The sequence below is a fragment of the uncultured Cyclobacterium sp. genome (genome assembly GCF_963977555.1).
Classification (GTDB): Bacteria; Bacteroidota; Bacteroidia; order Cytophagales; family Cyclobacteriaceae; genus Cyclobacterium.
Genome location: NZ_CAXBPD010000038.1, coordinates 1 through 17,663 on the forward strand (window position 1 = coordinate 1; position 17,663 = coordinate 17,663).

Genomic DNA, 17,663 nt, shown 5'->3' on the forward strand with positions numbered 1-17,663 from the left:
TCGCCGCCTTCATTATTACAGACCCGTAGATCATTCTACGGGTCTTTTTTTTGCCTATTTTGTAAATAAACCTAGACAATACTCCAGTTTTTAAAAGTGAGGTGCTCACACAAGGGCTCATTACTTACTGTATAAGCTAGGTTTAACTGCCAGAATCACTATTGATAAGGTAATCTCTACCAAGCACGGAATCCGTATATGGCTCTATATACAGCAGGAATACAGTGTTACTATAATCATGTAGCTATTGAAGATTTATTTTATGATAATTATAGAGCACAAGAATAAAAAGGCGTAGAGGCAATCTACACCTAGAGCTTACTTTTGTTAAGTACAAGATGGGGATACCATAGTATTTGTGATACTGCTAAATCAATTTCAACATTCCATTTAATTGAAAAAACTTACTGAAAGGTTCTTTTCCGTGCGGAATAAAGTAACCTTATTGCTGAAGGTCTTCTATTTTGTTGCGCATCAAAAATTTCAACAGCTCTTCTAATTTATTTGGACTCTTTACAATCCGAAGTTTATAGGTTTTATTATTCACACCAATTTCAATGATTGGAACGGTTTTGAAGGCACTAATAATAGCAATTATGCCCGACCCAACTAATGCAAAGACGGCAATAAAACCATTGCCAAGCATATTATAAAACCCTACAGTTTTTTCATTAATTGAAAAGTGAATTTATTTCTAGTAAATGGATGCCTTCAGATGTTAATTTGAAAGTTAATTCAGTTAATGCTTTCATAATTGTGACTTCAAATAGTTTTAGATCTATTTGTTGGAGATTATAAATCCCATTTAATTTGCTGGCTCCATCGCAATGACCAAATTTTTGTTATCTGGACTTAAAGCTATTCTGCTAATGTTTTGGTATCCGGGCATATCAATGAAAGCTATTTCTTCCCAATCTGTACCTTTGCTGATGTTTTTAAGGTAGATGGAATTATCCCTTGCCATTATTAGATTGTTCTTGTCCAACCAAAAAAAATCTTGAGCATTCCCAAGAGATATACCTATAGTTGTTGATTGTCTACTTTCCACATTGAAAGCTCTTATTTCATAGCTTTCTCTGCCATCTGAGACTATGTTGGTATTTTTGTCGAGGTAAACGATTTCGTCAGTCCCTGGACGAGGCTTGATACAACGCCCTGGGTTTTGCGCTAATTCAAATATATCCTCTCTGCTATAGGGATAGACCAATCGGTTTGGTGTTCCCAGTTGAAACAACGCGGCAGTCTCTCCATGCCAACCATAATAACCCACGGGCTTGATGTCATCATAAAGCACTTCAGGCTCTCCCAAGTTTATAGGGTACAACCATAATCGCTGCGTACTGTCTTTTTCCACTGTTACCGCAGAGATGTATTTACCGCAACTCGTAATGTCCGGAGAGTATTCACTTTTATCCGAAGTTCTGGTCATGTTAGTAAATTTGCCTTTGACCAGGTTGTACATTATAATATCAGTATAACCAGATTCAGCCTGTGAGGTAAATACGAATTGGCTTTTATTTATAAAAGTAGGCTGGTTGTCATAATTATTCCCTTTAGTGATTTTTTTCACCGTTTCTGGATAGATTTTAAAACCAAATAAACTTTTTTTTGCCTGGATTAAAAATAAATCCGTTGACTCCTGGGCATAACCATAGGATATAGAAAGGGAAAAAAACACTATTATAAAAAGACTATAAAGTTTATTTGTGCCGCCGAACATATTCAATTTAAACATAGTTTTGATGGATCAATTAATTTTCTAATGTACAAAATGCTCCTTGGAATCATTAGCAATTTTAGCACAATTCCTATTCCATAAAAGTGCCATGGATCTAAGGATCAATTTTTCTAAATCTCAGCTTGAATTATGTACGATAATGAACATTATTTGTATCTGAATCGAACACTTCCTTATAATAAATAGCCCTCTATTCGCTTCAATGTTATATTTAATAACTGGCATTCTATTCGTATATTCATTGGTATGAAAGTCAACCAATCCCCAACTTTGGAATTAATTGTATGGCTACTTGCACTAATTGGTTTGTATGCTTTTGGTGGAGCGTCGGCGCATACTTTTAGTCTATGCCCATTGGATAATTTAGGGTTTACCTGGTGTCCAGGCTGTGGGATAGGTCGATCCATGCATTATTTTATGCATGGGGATTTCACTAGTTCATGGACTCACCATCCACTTGGTTGGTTTGGGGTTGGTGTTATTTTATTTAGAATTATTGAATTAAGTAAACTAAAAATAAAAAAGAAATTATGGCAAATGTATTGAGACACCTACCAGAATTGGAAGGTATGGAATTGGGTTATATTCAGGGAATATTGAAGGACATGACTGAAGAACAGGCAGGTCTATTTGCACAAGTTTACAGGGCCAGAAGAAAGGATAGTCAAATGATTTTAATTTTGACACTAATTGGGTTCTTCGGTTTTGCTGGACTACATAGGTTTATTTTGGGGCAAATTGGTCTTGGAATCCTATACTTATTTACCGTGGGTTTATGTTTTGTGGGTACCATAGTGGACTTGGTTAATTACAAAAGTCTTACCTACGAATACAATATTAAAATGGCGCAAGAAACCCTATCCTTGTTAGCTTTAAGCAATGACTTTAAATCTAAAAAAGATGAGTAGGTATCCATTATTATTTGTCTTTGTTTTAATTGGTTTTTCAGGGGTGCCATTTGGTTGTAATCCATTGCCTATGGAAACAATCACAGATATGGAGAATTCCTACGATGGGATTACCAAGGTGAATGTAAATGGTGGTGCTCTTGAAATCAGTTATATTGGTGGAGAGGATACAAGAAGTGTAAACATAGAAGCTTTTGTGGAAGCAAGTGACGCTGAAATGGAAGGGGTAATTGTTAGAAGGGTAGAAGATGAATTGAATATTAATTTTGAATCTGGTAACAATGGTTCTTTTTTCTCATCTTTAAATGTAAAAGGCTATATAAGCCTCACTGGTCCAGTGGACATGGCCGTTAACATTAACAATTCATCTGGAACCTTGGAAGTTATCAATGTTAGTAATGATGACATTGTATTACATGGAAGTTCGGGTAAGATTGTAGGAAGGAATTTGAAATCTCCAGATTTAAAAGTTAAAATATCATCAGGCAAACTGGAGTTGAAAAATATTGAAGGCGGATTAAATATGGAAGTGTCATCAGGTATGGGCACATTGGAAGGTATGAAGGGGGATGTTAAATTTAGAGGATCTAGCGGGATGGTTGTATTGTCTAATATTGAGGGACTACTTTCAGGTAGTATGAGTTCTGGTAAGGCAGACCTCAATAACGTTACTCGTTTAGGTGAAATAAGTCTTTCTTCAGGAATGTTAGAAGCTAAAAAATGTGGTATAGGTGCAGCAACCAATTTGTCCGCTTCTTCAGGTTATATGAATGTAAACACCACCTCTTCTCTGAAAAATTTCAATTTTGACTTTAATGTAGGTAGTGGCAGGCTAAGCATTGGAGATCAATCTAGTAGTGACGATCTGTATGTTAATAACGATGCTGATGTCACTATTAAGGGAAGAATACAATCTGGGAAGTTGGTAATCAGCGAATAATTAGTATGTATGGTTTGGTATGTTTTGTCCTGTTTAAGTAGGACCAAAGACTTTTCGAAGATTTTGAGATAGTTTAGATAATGTACCAAACCATAATTAGAAAAAGTATAGACAAAAAAAAAGCAACCTTTAAGGCTGCTTTTCACTACTGATGTCAATGTTATGTTATGCGTTAACTACCTTCACATTCACTGCATTCAGACCTTTTCTTCCTTCTTTAAGGTCGAAGGATACGTCATCGTCTTCTCTGATTTCGTCGATAAGTCCAGAGACATGCACAAAATACTCTTTTGATGATTCATCATCGATAATAAAACCGAATCCTTTGGATTCATTAAAAAATTTTACTTTTCCTGTGTTCATAATAATATTAATTGATTGTATTTACTGGGGTAAAGATAAGAATTCTTTTCGCAAATAAAACTCTTGAATAAATTTATTTTCAGGAATTAAAAGATTGCATAAAATGTTGTGGCCATACTTTTGGCATAAACATTAAGATTCAACCCTTTTATAGGATTATTATTTCATCAATTCTATGCCCTCTTCCAAGCACTTTTGAACTTCATTTTCGGGCCATATTCCAGATTGCACTTCACCTATATGTTTTTTCCTTAGCAAAAACATGCAAGTTCTAGATTGACCAATTCCTCCACCTATGCTTTGAGGTAATTCTCCGTTCAGTAATTTTTTATGGAAAAATAAAGCGCTTCTTTGTTCTTCGCCTGAAACTTTTAATTGGTGGGCTAAAGTTGCTGCGTTTACTCTTATTCCCATAGAAGAAAGCTCGAATGAGTTTTCAAGTAAGGGATTCCAAACTAGAATGTCTCCATTTAATCCTTTATATCCCTCTGAGTTGAAACTACTCCAGTCATCATAATCCGGCGCTCGACCATCATGTTTTTCACCATTACTTAATTCATCTCCTATGCCAATAAGGAAAACAGCACCGTGGGCTTTGCAAGCCTGGTATTCTCTTTCTTTTGCTGTTAAGCCCGGAAATTCTTGTAAAAGGTCTTCTGCCTGAATGAATTTAATTTTCTCTGGTAAAATTGGAGAAATCTCAGGGAAAATAGCGGAAATGTTTGTTTCCAATTCTTGAAAGATACCATAAATACTTTCCACCACTTCTTTTAAGTATTCCAGACTCCTATCTGAATCACTGATTTTTTGCTCCCAATCCCATTGGTCGACATAAAGAGAATGTTGAGGTGAGTAATCTTCATCTGGTCTTAAGGCCCTCATATCAGTTATAATGCCTTCTCCATTTTCCGTCTCAAGTTCAGCTAATTGCCATCTTTTCCACTTCGCTAGTGATTGAACGACTACCGCAGGAGCATCGGCTTGATTTTTTATTGGAAACCTCACTGGACGTTCTGCACCACTCAAATCATCGTTAATTCCTGTACCATCCATTATCACTAGTGGACAAGACACTTTGAATAGGTTCAACTTTTCAGACATCAATGCAGGAAATTTTGTTTTGATAAGGTCTATTGCCTTTTCTGTTTCTCTCCTGTTTAATAAGCAATTGTATTTCAGCCCACTAGTTGCCAGCATGTTTTTATATTTACTAAGTTCACTATTTGTTGTTTTTCTCAAAATCGCCTCAAAATTAAAGAAAAGAATTGATTCAAGAAAATATCAAGGTTCTTACCCAGGTATTAGGGTAAGAAGTTGATGTAAACGGGTTTGTGTATTTCTGTTTGTATATCGGTGGGTTTTATTTCACCAGTTTCCATGTCTCTTTCGAAGACAAGGATGGTATTCGAACCTTGATTGGCAGCTAACAGGTACTTTCCGTCTAGGGTAATATTGAAATTTCTTGGCGATTTTCCTCCGGAAGAAATGGTTTGTACATGAACCAAATCACCTCCTTCTATGACTTTAAAGGCTATTATTTCGTTGGCATCTCCACGATTAGAAGCATACAAGAATTTCCCATCCGGGCTTAGCCTTACTTCAGCAGCTCCTACCTTACCTTCAAAACTGTCTTCTGTGAGTTTATGTGTGGCAATATGCTTCAATTCTCCACCATTGTAGGCATAAACGCCAACTTCTGCAGAGATCTCATGTACCAGATAAAGCATGTCACCGGCATCATTGAACACCATGTGTCTTGGTCCAGCTCCTGGAGTTACTTTTAAGCTGAATATTGGTTCTGGGTTTAACGGTTTTTCCTCTTTGCTATCGAAGTCATATACGACTACTTCATCCGTACCTAGATCAGCTATGAATAAGTTGCCGTCCTTAGGGTTGAATATTGAAGAATGCACGTGGGGTTCTGCTTGCCTATTGGAAATAATACTACTTCCCTTATGTGCGATTACTTGAACGACAGTCTCAAGCTGCCCATCTTCAGCGACAGGGATTATTGAAAAATCACCTGATGAATAGTGGGCCGCTACGACAAAGGCTTCACTAGGATCCAAGGCAATGTAGCAAGGAGATTTACCTTCCGCCTTGACAGTGTTTAATTTCTTTAGCTTTCCATCAATAAGACTGAAAGCACCTACTTTTCCCCCATCGTCTCCGGCGGTTTCTTCCACTGCATATACGCGGTCCTGTGCTTTATTTGCAATGACAAAAGATGGATTGTCAGGGTCTGAAGCAGAAGAAAGGATTTTTATTTCTCCAGCCTCCGGATCAAATTCCATCAGGTGAATGCCCTGTTCTGGAGAATTGGTATAGGTTCCTAGCAAGAACTTATATGTAGGTGAGGTCTCTTTGACTTTCATTTCTTTTTTTTCATTGTTGGCTGTTCCGCAAGCAATGCACAGCATTAGTAAGCTGCTATTAAATAGATTTTTTACTTTCATTTTTTTCTTTGATTTCGTCCATGCCACTGGCCAACTCATGCGTTTTAGGGTGGTACTTTCCTTTAAGGTCATCCTCTTTTGATTTTGACCATAATTTCACACCTGAAAAATAGGATGCCCTACCTATCATGTGTGCACCTACTGGGGCCGTTAATAAAATGAAAGTTATGATAGCCAACACTCTGGAGGTAATCCCTATTTCATTAAAATAAATAGCAGCAGAAATTAACAGCAAGCCAATGCCTAAAGTAGCCGCTTTGGTGGTTACTGAAATTCGCAAATAAAGATCAGGCATGCGAATAACCCCTACTGCGGCAAGTAATATGAACAATGCTCCTAGAGCACTCAATATTATGATCAGGTAATCATTCATTTTTCTCTCTTTTATCTAAATAATAAGAAAAGGCAACGGTGCCTAAAAAGGCGATCAGTGCCATGATCATGGCAATATCAAGAAACGCCGGCTGATCAGTATATATACTATAAATTGTAATGATACCAATACCAGTAGTAAGCAATAGATCAAGTGCTACCACTCTGTCTGAAAGTGTAGGGCCTATTAGAAACCTAATAAATATAAGTAAGGTTGAAATGGCCAAAACAGGAAGTATTATATAGTATAGGAAGTCGTATACACTCATCTCAATATCTCCAAAAGTTTACGTTCAAATCCATTTTTTATATCAGCAATAAAGGCTTCTTTATTTTTTACATACATGGCATGTACGTAAAGTACTTTTCGGTCATCAGAAACATCCAGACTCAATGTTCCGGGGGTCAGGGTTATAAGGTTTGCCAGTAAGGTTATTTCCACATCTGTTTTGGCATCCAGCGGGATTTTAATGATTCCAGGCTTCATAAAATAGCTGGGGGTACTTACATCATAAGCCACCTGTAAATTGGCTTTGACCAATTCATACAAGAAGAAGAAGATAAAAGCTACCAGTTTTGGTCCTCTGGAGAGGTAACGGTTATTGTGCTCGTCCCTGGATATAAGCCACAATAGAAAAAAGCTTAACGTAAATCCAAATACGAAATTAACAAAAGAGAAAGTACCTGTCACTGCCAGCCAGATAAAGGAAAGCAATAGGTTACTAAGAAACCTGGTTTTTATCATTTTTCTATTGAATTAATTGCCCAAAACTGCTTGAATATATAGGGTAGGATCCATTAGGTTCTCTGCGATTTTTATTGATAATCGCATTACCCATTCTGCGCCAAAGCCTATTCCCAAAGAAATTAGAGATAGGAAAACAATTGCGCCGACCATTGCTTTTCTTTTCAGAGGTTTCAAAGCATTGTAATATTTGATGTGTTTTTTCTCTGGTAATACAGGGCCATCTTTCCAGAATACCTCTGACCACAATCGTGCTATAATGAATAAGGTAAGGAAACTTCCCAAGATTATGAAAATCACCACTAAAATATTTGATTGATCGATGGCTCCCTGAATCATTAATAGTTTGCCCCAAAAGCCTGATAAAGGTGGGATACCTACCAATGAAAAGAGGGGTATAGCCATTAAAAGACTCATCTTTGGATGCTCTTTATAAAAGCCTCCTAGTAAACGCATGGAATAGGTGCCCTTGAATTTGAAAATCAACCCACTAACCATAAAAAGGTTGGTTTTAACAATGATATCATGTACCAGATAAAATATGGCACCTGCAATGGCTAAGGTGCTGTACACGCCTAGTCCTGCAAGCATAAAACCGATGTGGCAGATGATGAGGTAGCTAAAGACCTTTCGAATATTATTTTGAATCAATGCCCCAATTCCTCCTGATAGGATGGTTAAGATCGCTATGACCATAATCACCGTGGATAGGAAAGTGTCAGGAATGAAAATCAGGGTAAATACCCTTAGCAAGGCATAGACACCTACTTTAGTAAGTAAGCCTCCAAAGATGGCGGAAATGGCTGGCGGTGGAGTATGGTAGGAAGCAGGTAACCAAAAATAAAGCGGAAACACAGCTGATTTGATCCCGAAACCAACAAGGAATAATATGGCCGTGACATTGACCAAACCTCTGTTTTCAATTTCTGCCACCCTAAGAGAAAGATCGGCCATGTTCAAACTTCCGGTTAACCCATACAGTATAGCGATGGCGGTAAGGAATATGACTGAGGCCAATAGGTTCATGGTGACATATTTAATGGCACCTTCTATTTGGGCTTTTTCACCGCCAATTGTAAGCAGCACAAAAGAAGAGATAATGATGATCTCAAACCAAACATAGAGATTAAAGATGTCTCCCGTAAGGAAGGCACCACTTAATCCCATTATAAGTAGGTGAAATATAGGGAAATACCCAAATTTGATACGGGCATTTCTCACACTGCCAACAGAGTACACGCTGACTGCCAGACCAGCAATGGCTGTAAGTAATACAAGAAGGGCACTAAAGGTATCCGCTACGAATGTAATCCCAAATGGAGCTTCCCATCCGCCTGCCTGCATGATCTGAATGCCTTCATTGTCCACTTTTATAAGAAGTAATAAGCTTATTACAAGGGCTATTAAAGATCCGGTTACAGAAATTAGCTTTTGAATATTCTTACTGCTCCAAGAAAACATCAGCAATATTGCGATGAAGAGCTGTAAAATTACCGGTAAAACAATGTAAGGGTTGTTCATAAGTCTTCGTCGGTTGCGTTCATTTCGTCCAAGTCATCTGTTTTAACCACTTTATAGGCACGCTTGATTAAAATAATGGCAAAAGCCTGTAGTCCAAAACTAATTACTATGGCGGTTAGGATTAGTGCCTGAGGTACCGGGTCGGCATATATTTCTCCCAACATCTTCTCAGAAGAGGCGATAATAGGAGGTTTCCCTTTAACTATTTTTCCTAATAAAAATATCAACAAATTGGCTCCATTACCTAGTAGAATTAAACCGATAATCAGCTTAACCAAACTTCTTCTTAGCATCATGTAGATGCCGGCGGCATATAGGAGCCCTATAATTATTACCAATAAAATTTCCATACTATAAACCTTCTGATATGGTGAAAATAATGGTGAGGGTGACACCAATAACAACAAGGTAGACGCCAGTGTCAAAGAACAAGGCAGTACCAACTGATCCAATTACCGGAACAGCATTCTCCATCCAGAGACCGGTCATAAATGATTCTCCAAAAAACAGGGGCAGAGCACCAGAGGCCAAGGCCAAGAGCAGCCCTACTGGCATCAAAAAACCAGGATGAATGGACATGATGTTTTTAGTTTTCTCAATTCCATTGGCAAATGAATGGATTACGAAAGCAATAGATGCCATCAAACCTCCAACAAAGCCACCGCCTGGTAAATAATGCCCACGCAATAATATAAAGATGGAAAAGAGTAATAATAAAGGAAGCAAGTATACCGAGGCAGTCTTGAAAATGATGGTTTTCATAATTATTCTTTTTCAGTACTTTTAAGATGGAGTTTTAAAAGGCCAAATACGCCGATAGCAGCTATTGCCAATACCGTTATTTCCACTATGGTATCAAAGCCTCTAAAGTCTACTAGGATCACATTGACAACATTTTTACCTTTTCCAAGTATATAGGCGTTCTTCGCATAATACTCACTGATCTCTTTGGTGACCGATTCGTTCATTACCTCTAAAGTCAATACACTGATGAGTGTACCAAATACTAGTGCCAACAATCCATCCCTAATTTTATCATTGTTGTCGGGAAGGACAAGGTACCTAGGAAGGTTGTATAAAACCAAAACAAATAAAATCACTGTCAAAGTGTCTATTGAAAACTGAGTCATGGCCAGGTCCGGTGCAGAATAAAACAAGAATATCATGCAAAAGGAATAGCCAACAACACCTAATGAAGCCACTGCAGTAAGGCGGGATTTGGAAAAGACAGTAAAGAAAATGGCAGTGGCCATTATAAGGATTACAATTGCTTCATATAAGGTCACATCTGTAAGTTTTGCAGTATCAATATACAACTCTACCCCTGTGAAGAAACGATATCCTAATAAAATACATAAAAAGGAAAGAATGGTAATCAGGTAAAACCTTAAATAACCATTTTGGAAAAATTTGGTCCAATTTCTACTGATAGCAACAAAACCATTGGCTATTAATGTAATGATTGATTGCGGTGAAACCTTTTCAAATCGGGTCACTTTTGCAAGCAGACCTTCAGAGGGCTTCAAAAGAAAATACAAAAGAGTACCGGAGCCAATGGTAATAGCGCTTAATAACAAGATCAGGTTAAAGCCATGCCATAATTTTAAATGAAAATCAGGTGTAGCTCCAGTAATTGCCTGAACGGTAGGTCTTATGATACTTCCTTCGATTAGTCCTGGGGCAAGGCCAAAAACAATACCCAATACCCCGAGCAATAAAGGTGGGATATACATGGCAGGGCCTGGAAGATGTAGTTGCTCGAATTTCTCAGGCAGCTTGCCAACAAATGGTTTTATACCAGCCAAAAATCCTGCAAATAATAAGGCTGCATTGGTGAAGATTGCCAACCCGGTGAGTAACCAGGCGACATCACCCATCCCAAGGGTGGCGTCATAAATTAAATCTTTCCCAACGAAGCCGAAGGAGGGAGGTATTCCTGCATTGGATAAGGCTGCGAGCATTGCGGCAATCCCCACAGGAAGCATGACTTTATTTAAACCCCCAAGTTGCCGAATGTCTCTCGTACCAGTTTCATGGTCAATAATGCCTGTGACCAAAAATAGCGTTGCCTTATATAAGGCGTGAACTAAAATGAAGACGGAAGCAGCCAGTAAAGCCTCTTTTGTGCCAAGCCCAATTAGAAATACCAAGATGCCCAGTGCGGAAATGGTGGAATAGGCCAATATGCCCTTAAGATCTAACCTAAATAATGCATGAATGGCTGCATAAGTCATGGTAATGGCACCAATAATAATAAGCGTGCTGTTCCACCATTCATGATTTCCCAAGATGGGAGTAAACCTGGCAAGTAAATAGATCCCCGCCTTCACCATAGTTGCGGAGTGAAGGTAAGTGGACACAGGTGTAGGGGCTTTCATTGCTCCGGGCAGCCAGAAATGAAAGGGGAATTGAGCAGATTTAGTAAATGCAGCAATAAATAAGAAAAACAATACCCAGCCATAAAGGCTATCTGATTGGATGGATTCTGCTAGAGGTGCAAGAGCAGATATTTGATACACTTCTGTAATATGACCTAGGCCAACCATTGCGGCCATCAAAAACAAACCACCAATTCCAGTCACTGCCAAAGCTGTTATTGCTGATTTTCTGGAATCAGGATTGTCGTTATTAAACCCGATTAAAAAGAAGGAACTTATACTAGTAAGTTCCCAGAATATAAAAAGGGTATAAATATTGTCTGACAATACCAATCCAAGCATAGAGGCCATAAACATGGATAGGTATCCATAGAATCTGTCTAGGTAATGGTGGCCTTTAAGATAAGCTGAGGTGTATATAAAAACCAGGGAACCTATTCCACTGATCAGTAAAACAAAGAGGTAGGATAAACCATCAAGGTAAAAGTCCAGGTTTACACCTATGGACGGAACCCATTGGTAACTCATCTTCAAGGTCTCTCCTGCTAATATTAAGGGTAGTTTTGAAAGGAAATACCCAAAAATGGAAAGTGGTAGAATAGCAGCCCAAATGGTAGATTTAGGCTTCAGCCAGCCCATGATCAGTGGGATCACCAAAGCAAAAATAAATCCCGAAATTACAGCAATCAACATCAGCGATTATTTAACGAGTTTGTTTAACGAAAGCCTAAAATACGAAAAATAATGTGATTAGACAGGTCTTATATTCTCCTTTACATCAATGGTTAGTTGGAAATTTTAATAAGCCACTGATTGTAAGCAAAATATATTGAGGGAGGTAATTAGTAGTGAAATTATACCAGCGTTTTGATGCATAGAAACAAAAAAATGTGCATTTTTGAAATATTGCAAAGAATAAATTTAACCTTTTCAACCATGGCAAACATATACGAGACTGAAGTCGCAAAGCGTTTCACGATTTATAACAGTCTGTTTTTAGACCTGCCCTTTGACCAAATATACAGAACGGGCACACTATTGCCTATCTTATCCGAGGCATGCCAAAGTGGGTTTCAAAAAAATAAAACGCCAAAAGAGATAATCCGTCAATTCTTTGAGGAGTTAATGGCGGATAAATCTGATGAAGAAAGGCATGACCTGCTTTTTAAAATGGTCCAATACATCGAGCGTCAAGTTGTTTTATTTGATTCGATAGAAGATGCTTCTTTCGAAAAATTTAATGACATCAAAGGTAAAGGTACCATGACGGCTCTGATTGCTAGGGCAGAAAACGATCATAAAAAAGAAGAACTGATAGAAAAGCTTAAAACCTTCTCTGTTCGACTGACTTTAACCGCACACCCTACGCAATTCTATCCTGGCAATGTATTGGCCATTATTACTGATTTGGAACAAGCCATAAGGAAAAATGACTTGGGTGATGTCGATCTTTTACTTCGCCAGCTTGGTAAAACCGCTTTTATTAATAAAGAGAAACCTTCTCCTTATGAAGAGGCGGTGAGCCTGACCTGGTTTTTGGAATATGTGTTCTATCCGAGTATTTCGGATATCATGATCCGTATCCTCAACCAATTGAACATACCGCTACATGATTGGGAAAACCCCAACTTGCTGAAGGTAGGTTTTTGGCCAGGGGGTGACAGGGATGGAAATCCTTTTGTTACCCATGAAATAACCAAAAAGGTAGCAGATAAACTTCAAAATAGTATCCTTAAATGCTACTATAGAGATATCCGTAAAGTCAGGCGTAGATTAACTTTCCACGATGTGGAAACTCATCTAATTAAAGCTGAAAAAGGCATTTACAACACCTTGTTTGGAAATGAAGAAGGCGGAGAAATATTCAAGTCCAAGGATGAATTGCTTGAGGTATTATATGCTGCCAGAAAAGGCATAGTAGAAAAGCATGGTGGATTGTCCTTAGAGTTGTTGGATGAGTTCATACTAAAAGTGAGGGTTTTTGGCTTTCATTTTGCCAGTATGGATGTAAGACAAGATAGCAGGAAACATGATGACCTTTGGGATGCGCTTATTACTAAAAATGATGGTGAAGCTGCTTTAGAGGCTTATCATCAAGGAGATGAAGCAGCCAAGATCCAAAAAATCCTTTCTGTTGAGCAATTGCCAGAAATCAGTGCTATGGAAGATCCTTTCCATAGAGAGATGCTTGAAAGCATCTCGTCTATAGCTTACATTCAGAAGCACAATGGTCCCATGGGATGTCATAGGTACATCATTTCCAACAACCAGTCTTTACTGCATGTTTTGGAAGTTTTTCAATTAAACAAATTATTGTTATCGAATGGTGGCGATCTTTTATTGGACATAGTACCATTGTTTGAAACAATTGATGATTTAGCTGCCGCCCATGGTGTCATGGAAGCGCTTTATAACAATGAAATCTACAGAGAGCACCTCCGTAAGAGAGGCAATAAGCAATCCATCATGTTGGGCTTTTCTGATGGAACCAAGGATGGAGGCTATATCAGAGCCAACTGGTCTATTCTTAGGGCCAAGGAAGAACTAACAAAAGTAGCCAGGCAGGATGGAATAGATGTTGTCTTTTTTGATGGTAGAGGGGGGCCTCCTGCTAGGGGTGGTGGAAATACCCATAATTTTTATGCTTCACTCGGGCCAAATGTAGAAAACCGTGAGATTCAAATCACCATACAGGGACAAACCATCAGTGCCAATTATGGCAAGCCGGTTAGTTGCTCTTACAATCTGGAGCAATTGCTAAGTGCTGGAATGGAAAGTCATTTGTATCCTTCAAGTGAAAACAGTCTTACTGAAAAGCAAAAAGCGCTCATCGATGAGATGGCAGATATCAGTTACAAGGCTTATAAGGAGCTTAAAAACCATCCTCAGTTTGTGCCTTACTTGGAAAAAGTTACCCCCTTGAAGTTCTTTGGAATGACCAATATTGGTTCCAGGCCAGTTAAGAGGAGCAAAGGTGGTAGTATGAAGTTTGAGGATTTGAGAGCGATTCCATTTGTGGGTGCTTGGGCTCAAATGAAACAAAATATCCCTGGTTTCTTCGGAGTGGGTAAGGCCATTGAAGACCTAGAGAAGCAAGGCAGATTAGGAGAGGTGCAGCAATTGTACAAAGACTCTTTGTTTTTCCGCTCATTACTCGGTAACTCTATGCAGTCTCTTGCCAAAGCCTTTTACCCAGCAACAGCCTACCTTAAAGAGGACCCTATATATGGAGGTTTTTGGGAGTTGATGTATGGTGAATACCAAAGGTCTTACGATAAAATTCTCACCGTAGCAGGTATGAGCGCTTTATTGGAGGACAGTCCGGTAAGTAAAGAATCTATAGCGATTAGGGAAAGGATTGTTTTGCCCTTGATCACTATCCAGCAATATGCCATCCAGACCATATTGGATTCTGGAAAAGAAGACAGGGCATTGCAAAACCTGATTTTAAGAACCATGTTCGGGATCATTAATGCTGCTAGAAATGCTGCATAAGGATTATTAAAAAACATTCTTATACCATATATAAAAGGCCACTGTTTCAGTGGCCTTTTTTTGTGAATTTATCCTTGATTTTGAAATTTATATATCCTTTCAATAGGTGATTCCATAAAATACAAAGACAATTCCCTCTTGAAACAATAAATGCTTTTATAGTATTATAATCTTAGGTATATTGAACTACAGTTGTAAGGCGAATAAAGTGCACTGTGCACTTTATTCGTACGTTGTATGCAAGGCTAAGAGACCGAATTACACAGAAATAACCTGATTTAAAATTGGAAAAACGGAATGATAAAATTGGCTCATTGATTGAAGGTTGGTGCAAGAAAAAATTAGTTTTTGCCACCGCGCTTCTGCCCTTCGGGACAGTTAGGGAAGCCAACGCACATTGCACACATTTGCAAATCGCACAGGCAAACCCACAAACCAAAATTTGCAAAAGAGTGCAATTACCTAACCCACGAACCTAATGAGCGATAATACAATTAAAATATTCCCAGCATTAAATGGTGATAGTATTTTACTGGATTTTTCCAACAATCTTTACTTAATTGATGGTGGCTACGTAAATACTTTTAATGAATATTTGAGTGATGAACTAAAAAGGAAATCAGAAGAAGGAAAAAAGATTTCTCATCTAATTGTAACCCATATAGATAGTGACCATATTTCTGGAATAGTAAGACTGTTAGAGAAAAACACAAATAGTGAAATAATCGACATTGAAAATATTTGGCATAACTCCTATCGACACATCAAAGACCTTATAGATAATCTCAGTTTAAAAGATTTTGATGGTAAAACAGATTTAACAGCACTTTCCGGAAAATCATATTTAAAAGAAGTTATAGAAGGTAGGAACGAAATCAGTGCCGAGCAAGGTTCTGCTCTTAGTGCACTTATATTAAAAGGTAATTATAAATGGAATTCGGAATTTGCTGGTAAAGCAGTTTCAATAGATAACCTTGCTACGTTATCCATTGATGATAATACTAGAATAAGAATTCTTTCACCAAATAATCAAAAGCTTTCAAAGCTTAAAAGACTTTGGTATAAAGAATTATATAAGAAAGGCTATAATATAACAGAGGATGACTCAAATTATGATGATGCTTTTGAATTTTTAATTGCACAAGAGAAAGAGAAAAAAGTCCTTGTTAAGAAAGATATTTCTGGCGGAGACATAGATGTTGATGAATTAAGTAATATAGAAATCATGGAAGATACTTCCGTAACTAATGGAAGTTCCATTTCATTTGTGATTGAAAAAGATAATAAGAAATTACTTTTTTTAGCCGATTCTCACCCCTCGTTAATATTAGAAAGTTTGAAAATGCATTATTCAGACGAAGAATTCCCAATGGAATTTGACATTATCAAACTTTCCCACCATGGCAGTATAACAAATACAAGTAAAGAACTTCTTGAAGTAATTGATTCAAAAAATTATATCATATCTTCTGATGGTAGCAAATTTGGTCATCCAGATATCGAAACGATAGCGCTAATAATAAATCGGAAATCTGCTTTTACACGCAATCTTCATTTTAACTACCCTCCAAAATTTGTTCATGAGATAAATGACGCAAACTTGAAGGAAAAGTATTTATTTGAGATTAATGTAGCAAAAGAAAAGTCTCCAATAGAAATTGAACTATAATGAAGAGCATAATTACACCAACTCAAATAAAAGAATCAGTTGCAAAGATTATTTGTGATGAAGAACAAGGAACAGGTTTCTTGATAGCTGAATCACTATTACTAACAGCCTTACATGTTGTCGTGGACTCTTCTCAAATTACAATCAAATTGTTCGACAATAGTGAAATTTCAGGAGAGTTAATATCAAAAGATGAAAATTTTGATATTGCAATAATTAGAATTGAGAAAAAGTGTAATAATTTTTTACCTCTTCAATCCAGAACGATTCGATTTAATGAAAACTGGGAAACTAATGGTTTTCCATATTACGGACAAGCTAATGATTTAAGACTATTCGGTAATGTAAATCAAATTCAAATTAAAGATAGAAGTGATTTTATTCTAAGTTCAGATGAAATTGAAAAGGATTTTGACTATAGTGGTTTTTCTGGTTCCCCTGTAGTTACATCTGATAAAATTGGCGGTGTAATTTTACAACAGGAGGATGATAAGTTACTGGCAATAAGTATTTCGAAAATTAAAGATTATTTAATCGATTATAATATAGAAGTTGAGGAAGAAATAAATGTGTTAGATATTCCTCAGGAATTTGAAGATGATATCAAAAGTTCAACTCCAAACTATGAAAATCATGAAACAATTGATAAAACTATTAAGTCATCTAATAAATGGTTCTTATTATCTGGTTCTCCAGGCTCAGGTAAGACAATAAGTGTTGCAACTTATTTACCAGAGGATGAAAACATAGATATTCTTGGCAAATACTTTATAAAAATCCCTAATGATAAGACTCCAAAAGCTTTAAAAACGTCAAATAGGTATTTTATTCAATGGTTGGAAGAGATTATTTATTTGAAACTTACAGGAACTCCACCCCCCGTTGACGATAATAGTTTTGAAAAGAAGTTAGAGAAATTACCTTCATTGCTTAACGACCTTGGATTTTATTATCAATCGAAAAAGCAAAATGGACTAATAATTATTGATGGTCTTGATGAAATTCCAGAATTGAATATTTTTCTATTGAATAAGGCACATATCAAATAAAGGCTTTGTACGGATATGGTGGCAAAGCC

18 protein-coding genes are annotated in these 17,663 nt (G+C 37.3%); 6 read left to right on the forward strand and 12 right to left on the reverse strand.

From position 1 onward, the window contains the following. Positions 1 to 442: 442 nt before the first annotated feature. Together AAC073_RS24640 and AAC073_RS24645 are read right to left on the reverse strand one after the other, a co-directional pair. Positions 443 to 646, reverse strand: a complete 204-nt coding sequence (locus tag AAC073_RS24640) for a hypothetical protein (protein ID WP_339926453.1) — start codon at positions 644 to 646, stop codon at positions 443 to 445. 159 nt (positions 647 to 805) lie between these two features. Further along, entirely contained in the window at positions 806 to 1,735 is a 930-nt protein-coding gene (locus tag AAC073_RS24645) for a hypothetical protein (RefSeq protein ID WP_339926454.1), read from the reverse strand. Between the two features lie 249 nt (positions 1,736 to 1,984). Here AAC073_RS24645 and AAC073_RS24650 point away from each other — a divergent pair, with 249 nt between their 5' ends. The 3 genes from AAC073_RS24650 to AAC073_RS24660 are packed head-to-tail and all read left to right on the forward strand — an operon-like array spanning position 1,985 to position 3,586. Beyond that, on the forward strand, positions 1,985 to 2,284 hold the full coding sequence (locus tag AAC073_RS24650; RefSeq protein WP_339926455.1) for a DUF2752 domain-containing protein: 300 nt from the start codon (positions 1,985 to 1,987) through the stop codon (positions 2,282 to 2,284). Further along, a complete protein-coding gene (locus AAC073_RS24655) occupies positions 2,269 to 2,646 on the forward strand; it encodes a TM2 domain-containing protein (RefSeq protein WP_339926456.1) in 378 nt (125 codons plus the stop codon). Before AAC073_RS24650 ends, AAC073_RS24655 begins: the two co-directional genes overlap by 16 nt. Further along, positions 2,639 to 3,586 carry a DUF4097 family beta strand repeat-containing protein gene (locus AAC073_RS24660; RefSeq protein ID WP_339926457.1) on the forward strand — a complete coding sequence of 316 codons (948 nt, stop codon included), beginning with the start codon at positions 2,639 to 2,641 and terminating at the stop codon, positions 3,584 to 3,586. Before AAC073_RS24655 ends, AAC073_RS24660 begins: the two co-directional genes overlap by 8 nt. A 165-nt stretch (positions 3,587 to 3,751) precedes the next feature. Here the strand turns inward: AAC073_RS24660 and AAC073_RS24665 are convergent, their stop codons facing one another. The 10 genes from AAC073_RS24665 to AAC073_RS24710 all read right to left on the reverse strand — a co-directional run bounded on the left by AAC073_RS24665 (position 3,752) and on the right by AAC073_RS24710 (position 12,114). Further along, positions 3,752 to 3,949, reverse strand: a complete 198-nt coding sequence (locus tag AAC073_RS24665) for a cold shock domain-containing protein (protein WP_014020889.1) — start codon at positions 3,947 to 3,949, stop codon at positions 3,752 to 3,754. A 159-nt stretch (positions 3,950 to 4,108) separates the two neighbouring features. After that, positions 4,109 to 5,188, reverse strand: a complete 1,080-nt coding sequence (gene asnA / locus AAC073_RS24670) for an aspartate--ammonia ligase (protein ID WP_339926458.1) — start codon at positions 5,186 to 5,188, stop codon at positions 4,109 to 4,111. A 62-nt stretch (positions 5,189 to 5,250) separates the two neighbouring features. Further along, a complete protein-coding gene (locus tag AAC073_RS24675; protein WP_339926459.1) occupies positions 5,251 to 6,405 on the reverse strand; it encodes a lactonase family protein in 1,155 nt (384 codons plus the stop codon). Continuing rightward, positions 6,383 to 6,778: a monovalent cation/H(+) antiporter subunit G gene (gene mnhG, locus AAC073_RS24680; RefSeq protein ID WP_339926460.1), complete on the reverse strand. Its 396-nt coding sequence runs from the start codon at positions 6,776 to 6,778 to the stop codon at positions 6,383 to 6,385. Before mnhG ends, AAC073_RS24675 begins: the two co-directional genes overlap by 23 nt. Beyond that, positions 6,771 to 7,046, reverse strand: coding sequence for a cation:proton antiporter (locus AAC073_RS24685; RefSeq protein WP_020891431.1), 276 nt, complete (start codon positions 7,044 to 7,046; stop codon positions 6,771 to 6,773). The genes mnhG and AAC073_RS24685 overlap by 8 nt, the downstream gene beginning before the upstream one ends. Next, positions 7,043 to 7,522, reverse strand: coding sequence for a Na+/H+ antiporter subunit E (locus AAC073_RS24690; protein WP_339926461.1), 480 nt, complete (start codon positions 7,520 to 7,522; stop codon positions 7,043 to 7,045). Before AAC073_RS24690 ends, AAC073_RS24685 begins: the two co-directional genes overlap by 4 nt. Positions 7,523 to 7,534: 12 nt before the next feature. Beyond that, complete coding sequence (locus tag AAC073_RS24695; protein ID WP_339926462.1) at positions 7,535 to 9,043, reverse strand: proton-conducting transporter membrane subunit; 1,509 nt, start codon at positions 9,041 to 9,043, stop codon at positions 7,535 to 7,537. Continuing rightward, positions 9,040 to 9,393: a Na+/H+ antiporter subunit C gene (locus AAC073_RS24700; protein ID WP_048642461.1), complete on the reverse strand. Its 354-nt coding sequence runs from the start codon at positions 9,391 to 9,393 to the stop codon at positions 9,040 to 9,042. Before AAC073_RS24700 ends, AAC073_RS24695 begins: the two co-directional genes overlap by 4 nt. A gap of 1 nt (position 9,394) precedes the next feature. Next, entirely contained in the window at positions 9,395 to 9,805 is a 411-nt protein-coding gene (locus AAC073_RS24705) for a Na+/H+ antiporter subunit B (protein ID WP_020891427.1), read from the reverse strand. Between the two features lie 2 nt (positions 9,806 to 9,807). After that, positions 9,808 to 12,114, reverse strand: coding sequence for a putative monovalent cation/H+ antiporter subunit A (locus AAC073_RS24710; RefSeq protein ID WP_339926463.1), 2,307 nt, complete (start codon positions 12,112 to 12,114; stop codon positions 9,808 to 9,810). Positions 12,115 to 12,357: 243 nt separating this feature from the next. On the opposite strand from AAC073_RS24710, the gene AAC073_RS24715 reads away from it, so the two are divergent. From AAC073_RS24715 to AAC073_RS24725, 3 genes are all read left to right on the forward strand, one after another. Further along, positions 12,358 to 14,916, forward strand: a complete 2,559-nt coding sequence (locus AAC073_RS24715) for a phosphoenolpyruvate carboxylase (protein WP_339926464.1) — start codon at positions 12,358 to 12,360, stop codon at positions 14,914 to 14,916. 478 nt (positions 14,917 to 15,394) lie between these two features. Further along, positions 15,395 to 16,585, forward strand: coding sequence for an AVAST type 1 anti-phage system MBL fold metallo-hydrolase Avs1a (gene avs1a, locus AAC073_RS24720; RefSeq protein WP_339926465.1), 1,191 nt, complete (start codon positions 15,395 to 15,397; stop codon positions 16,583 to 16,585). Beyond that, positions 16,585 to 17,634, forward strand: a complete 1,050-nt coding sequence (locus tag AAC073_RS24725) for a trypsin-like peptidase domain-containing protein (RefSeq protein WP_339926466.1) — start codon at positions 16,585 to 16,587, stop codon at positions 17,632 to 17,634. Before avs1a ends, AAC073_RS24725 begins: the two co-directional genes overlap by 1 nt. The last annotated feature ends 29 nt before the right edge of the window (positions 17,635 to 17,663 follow it).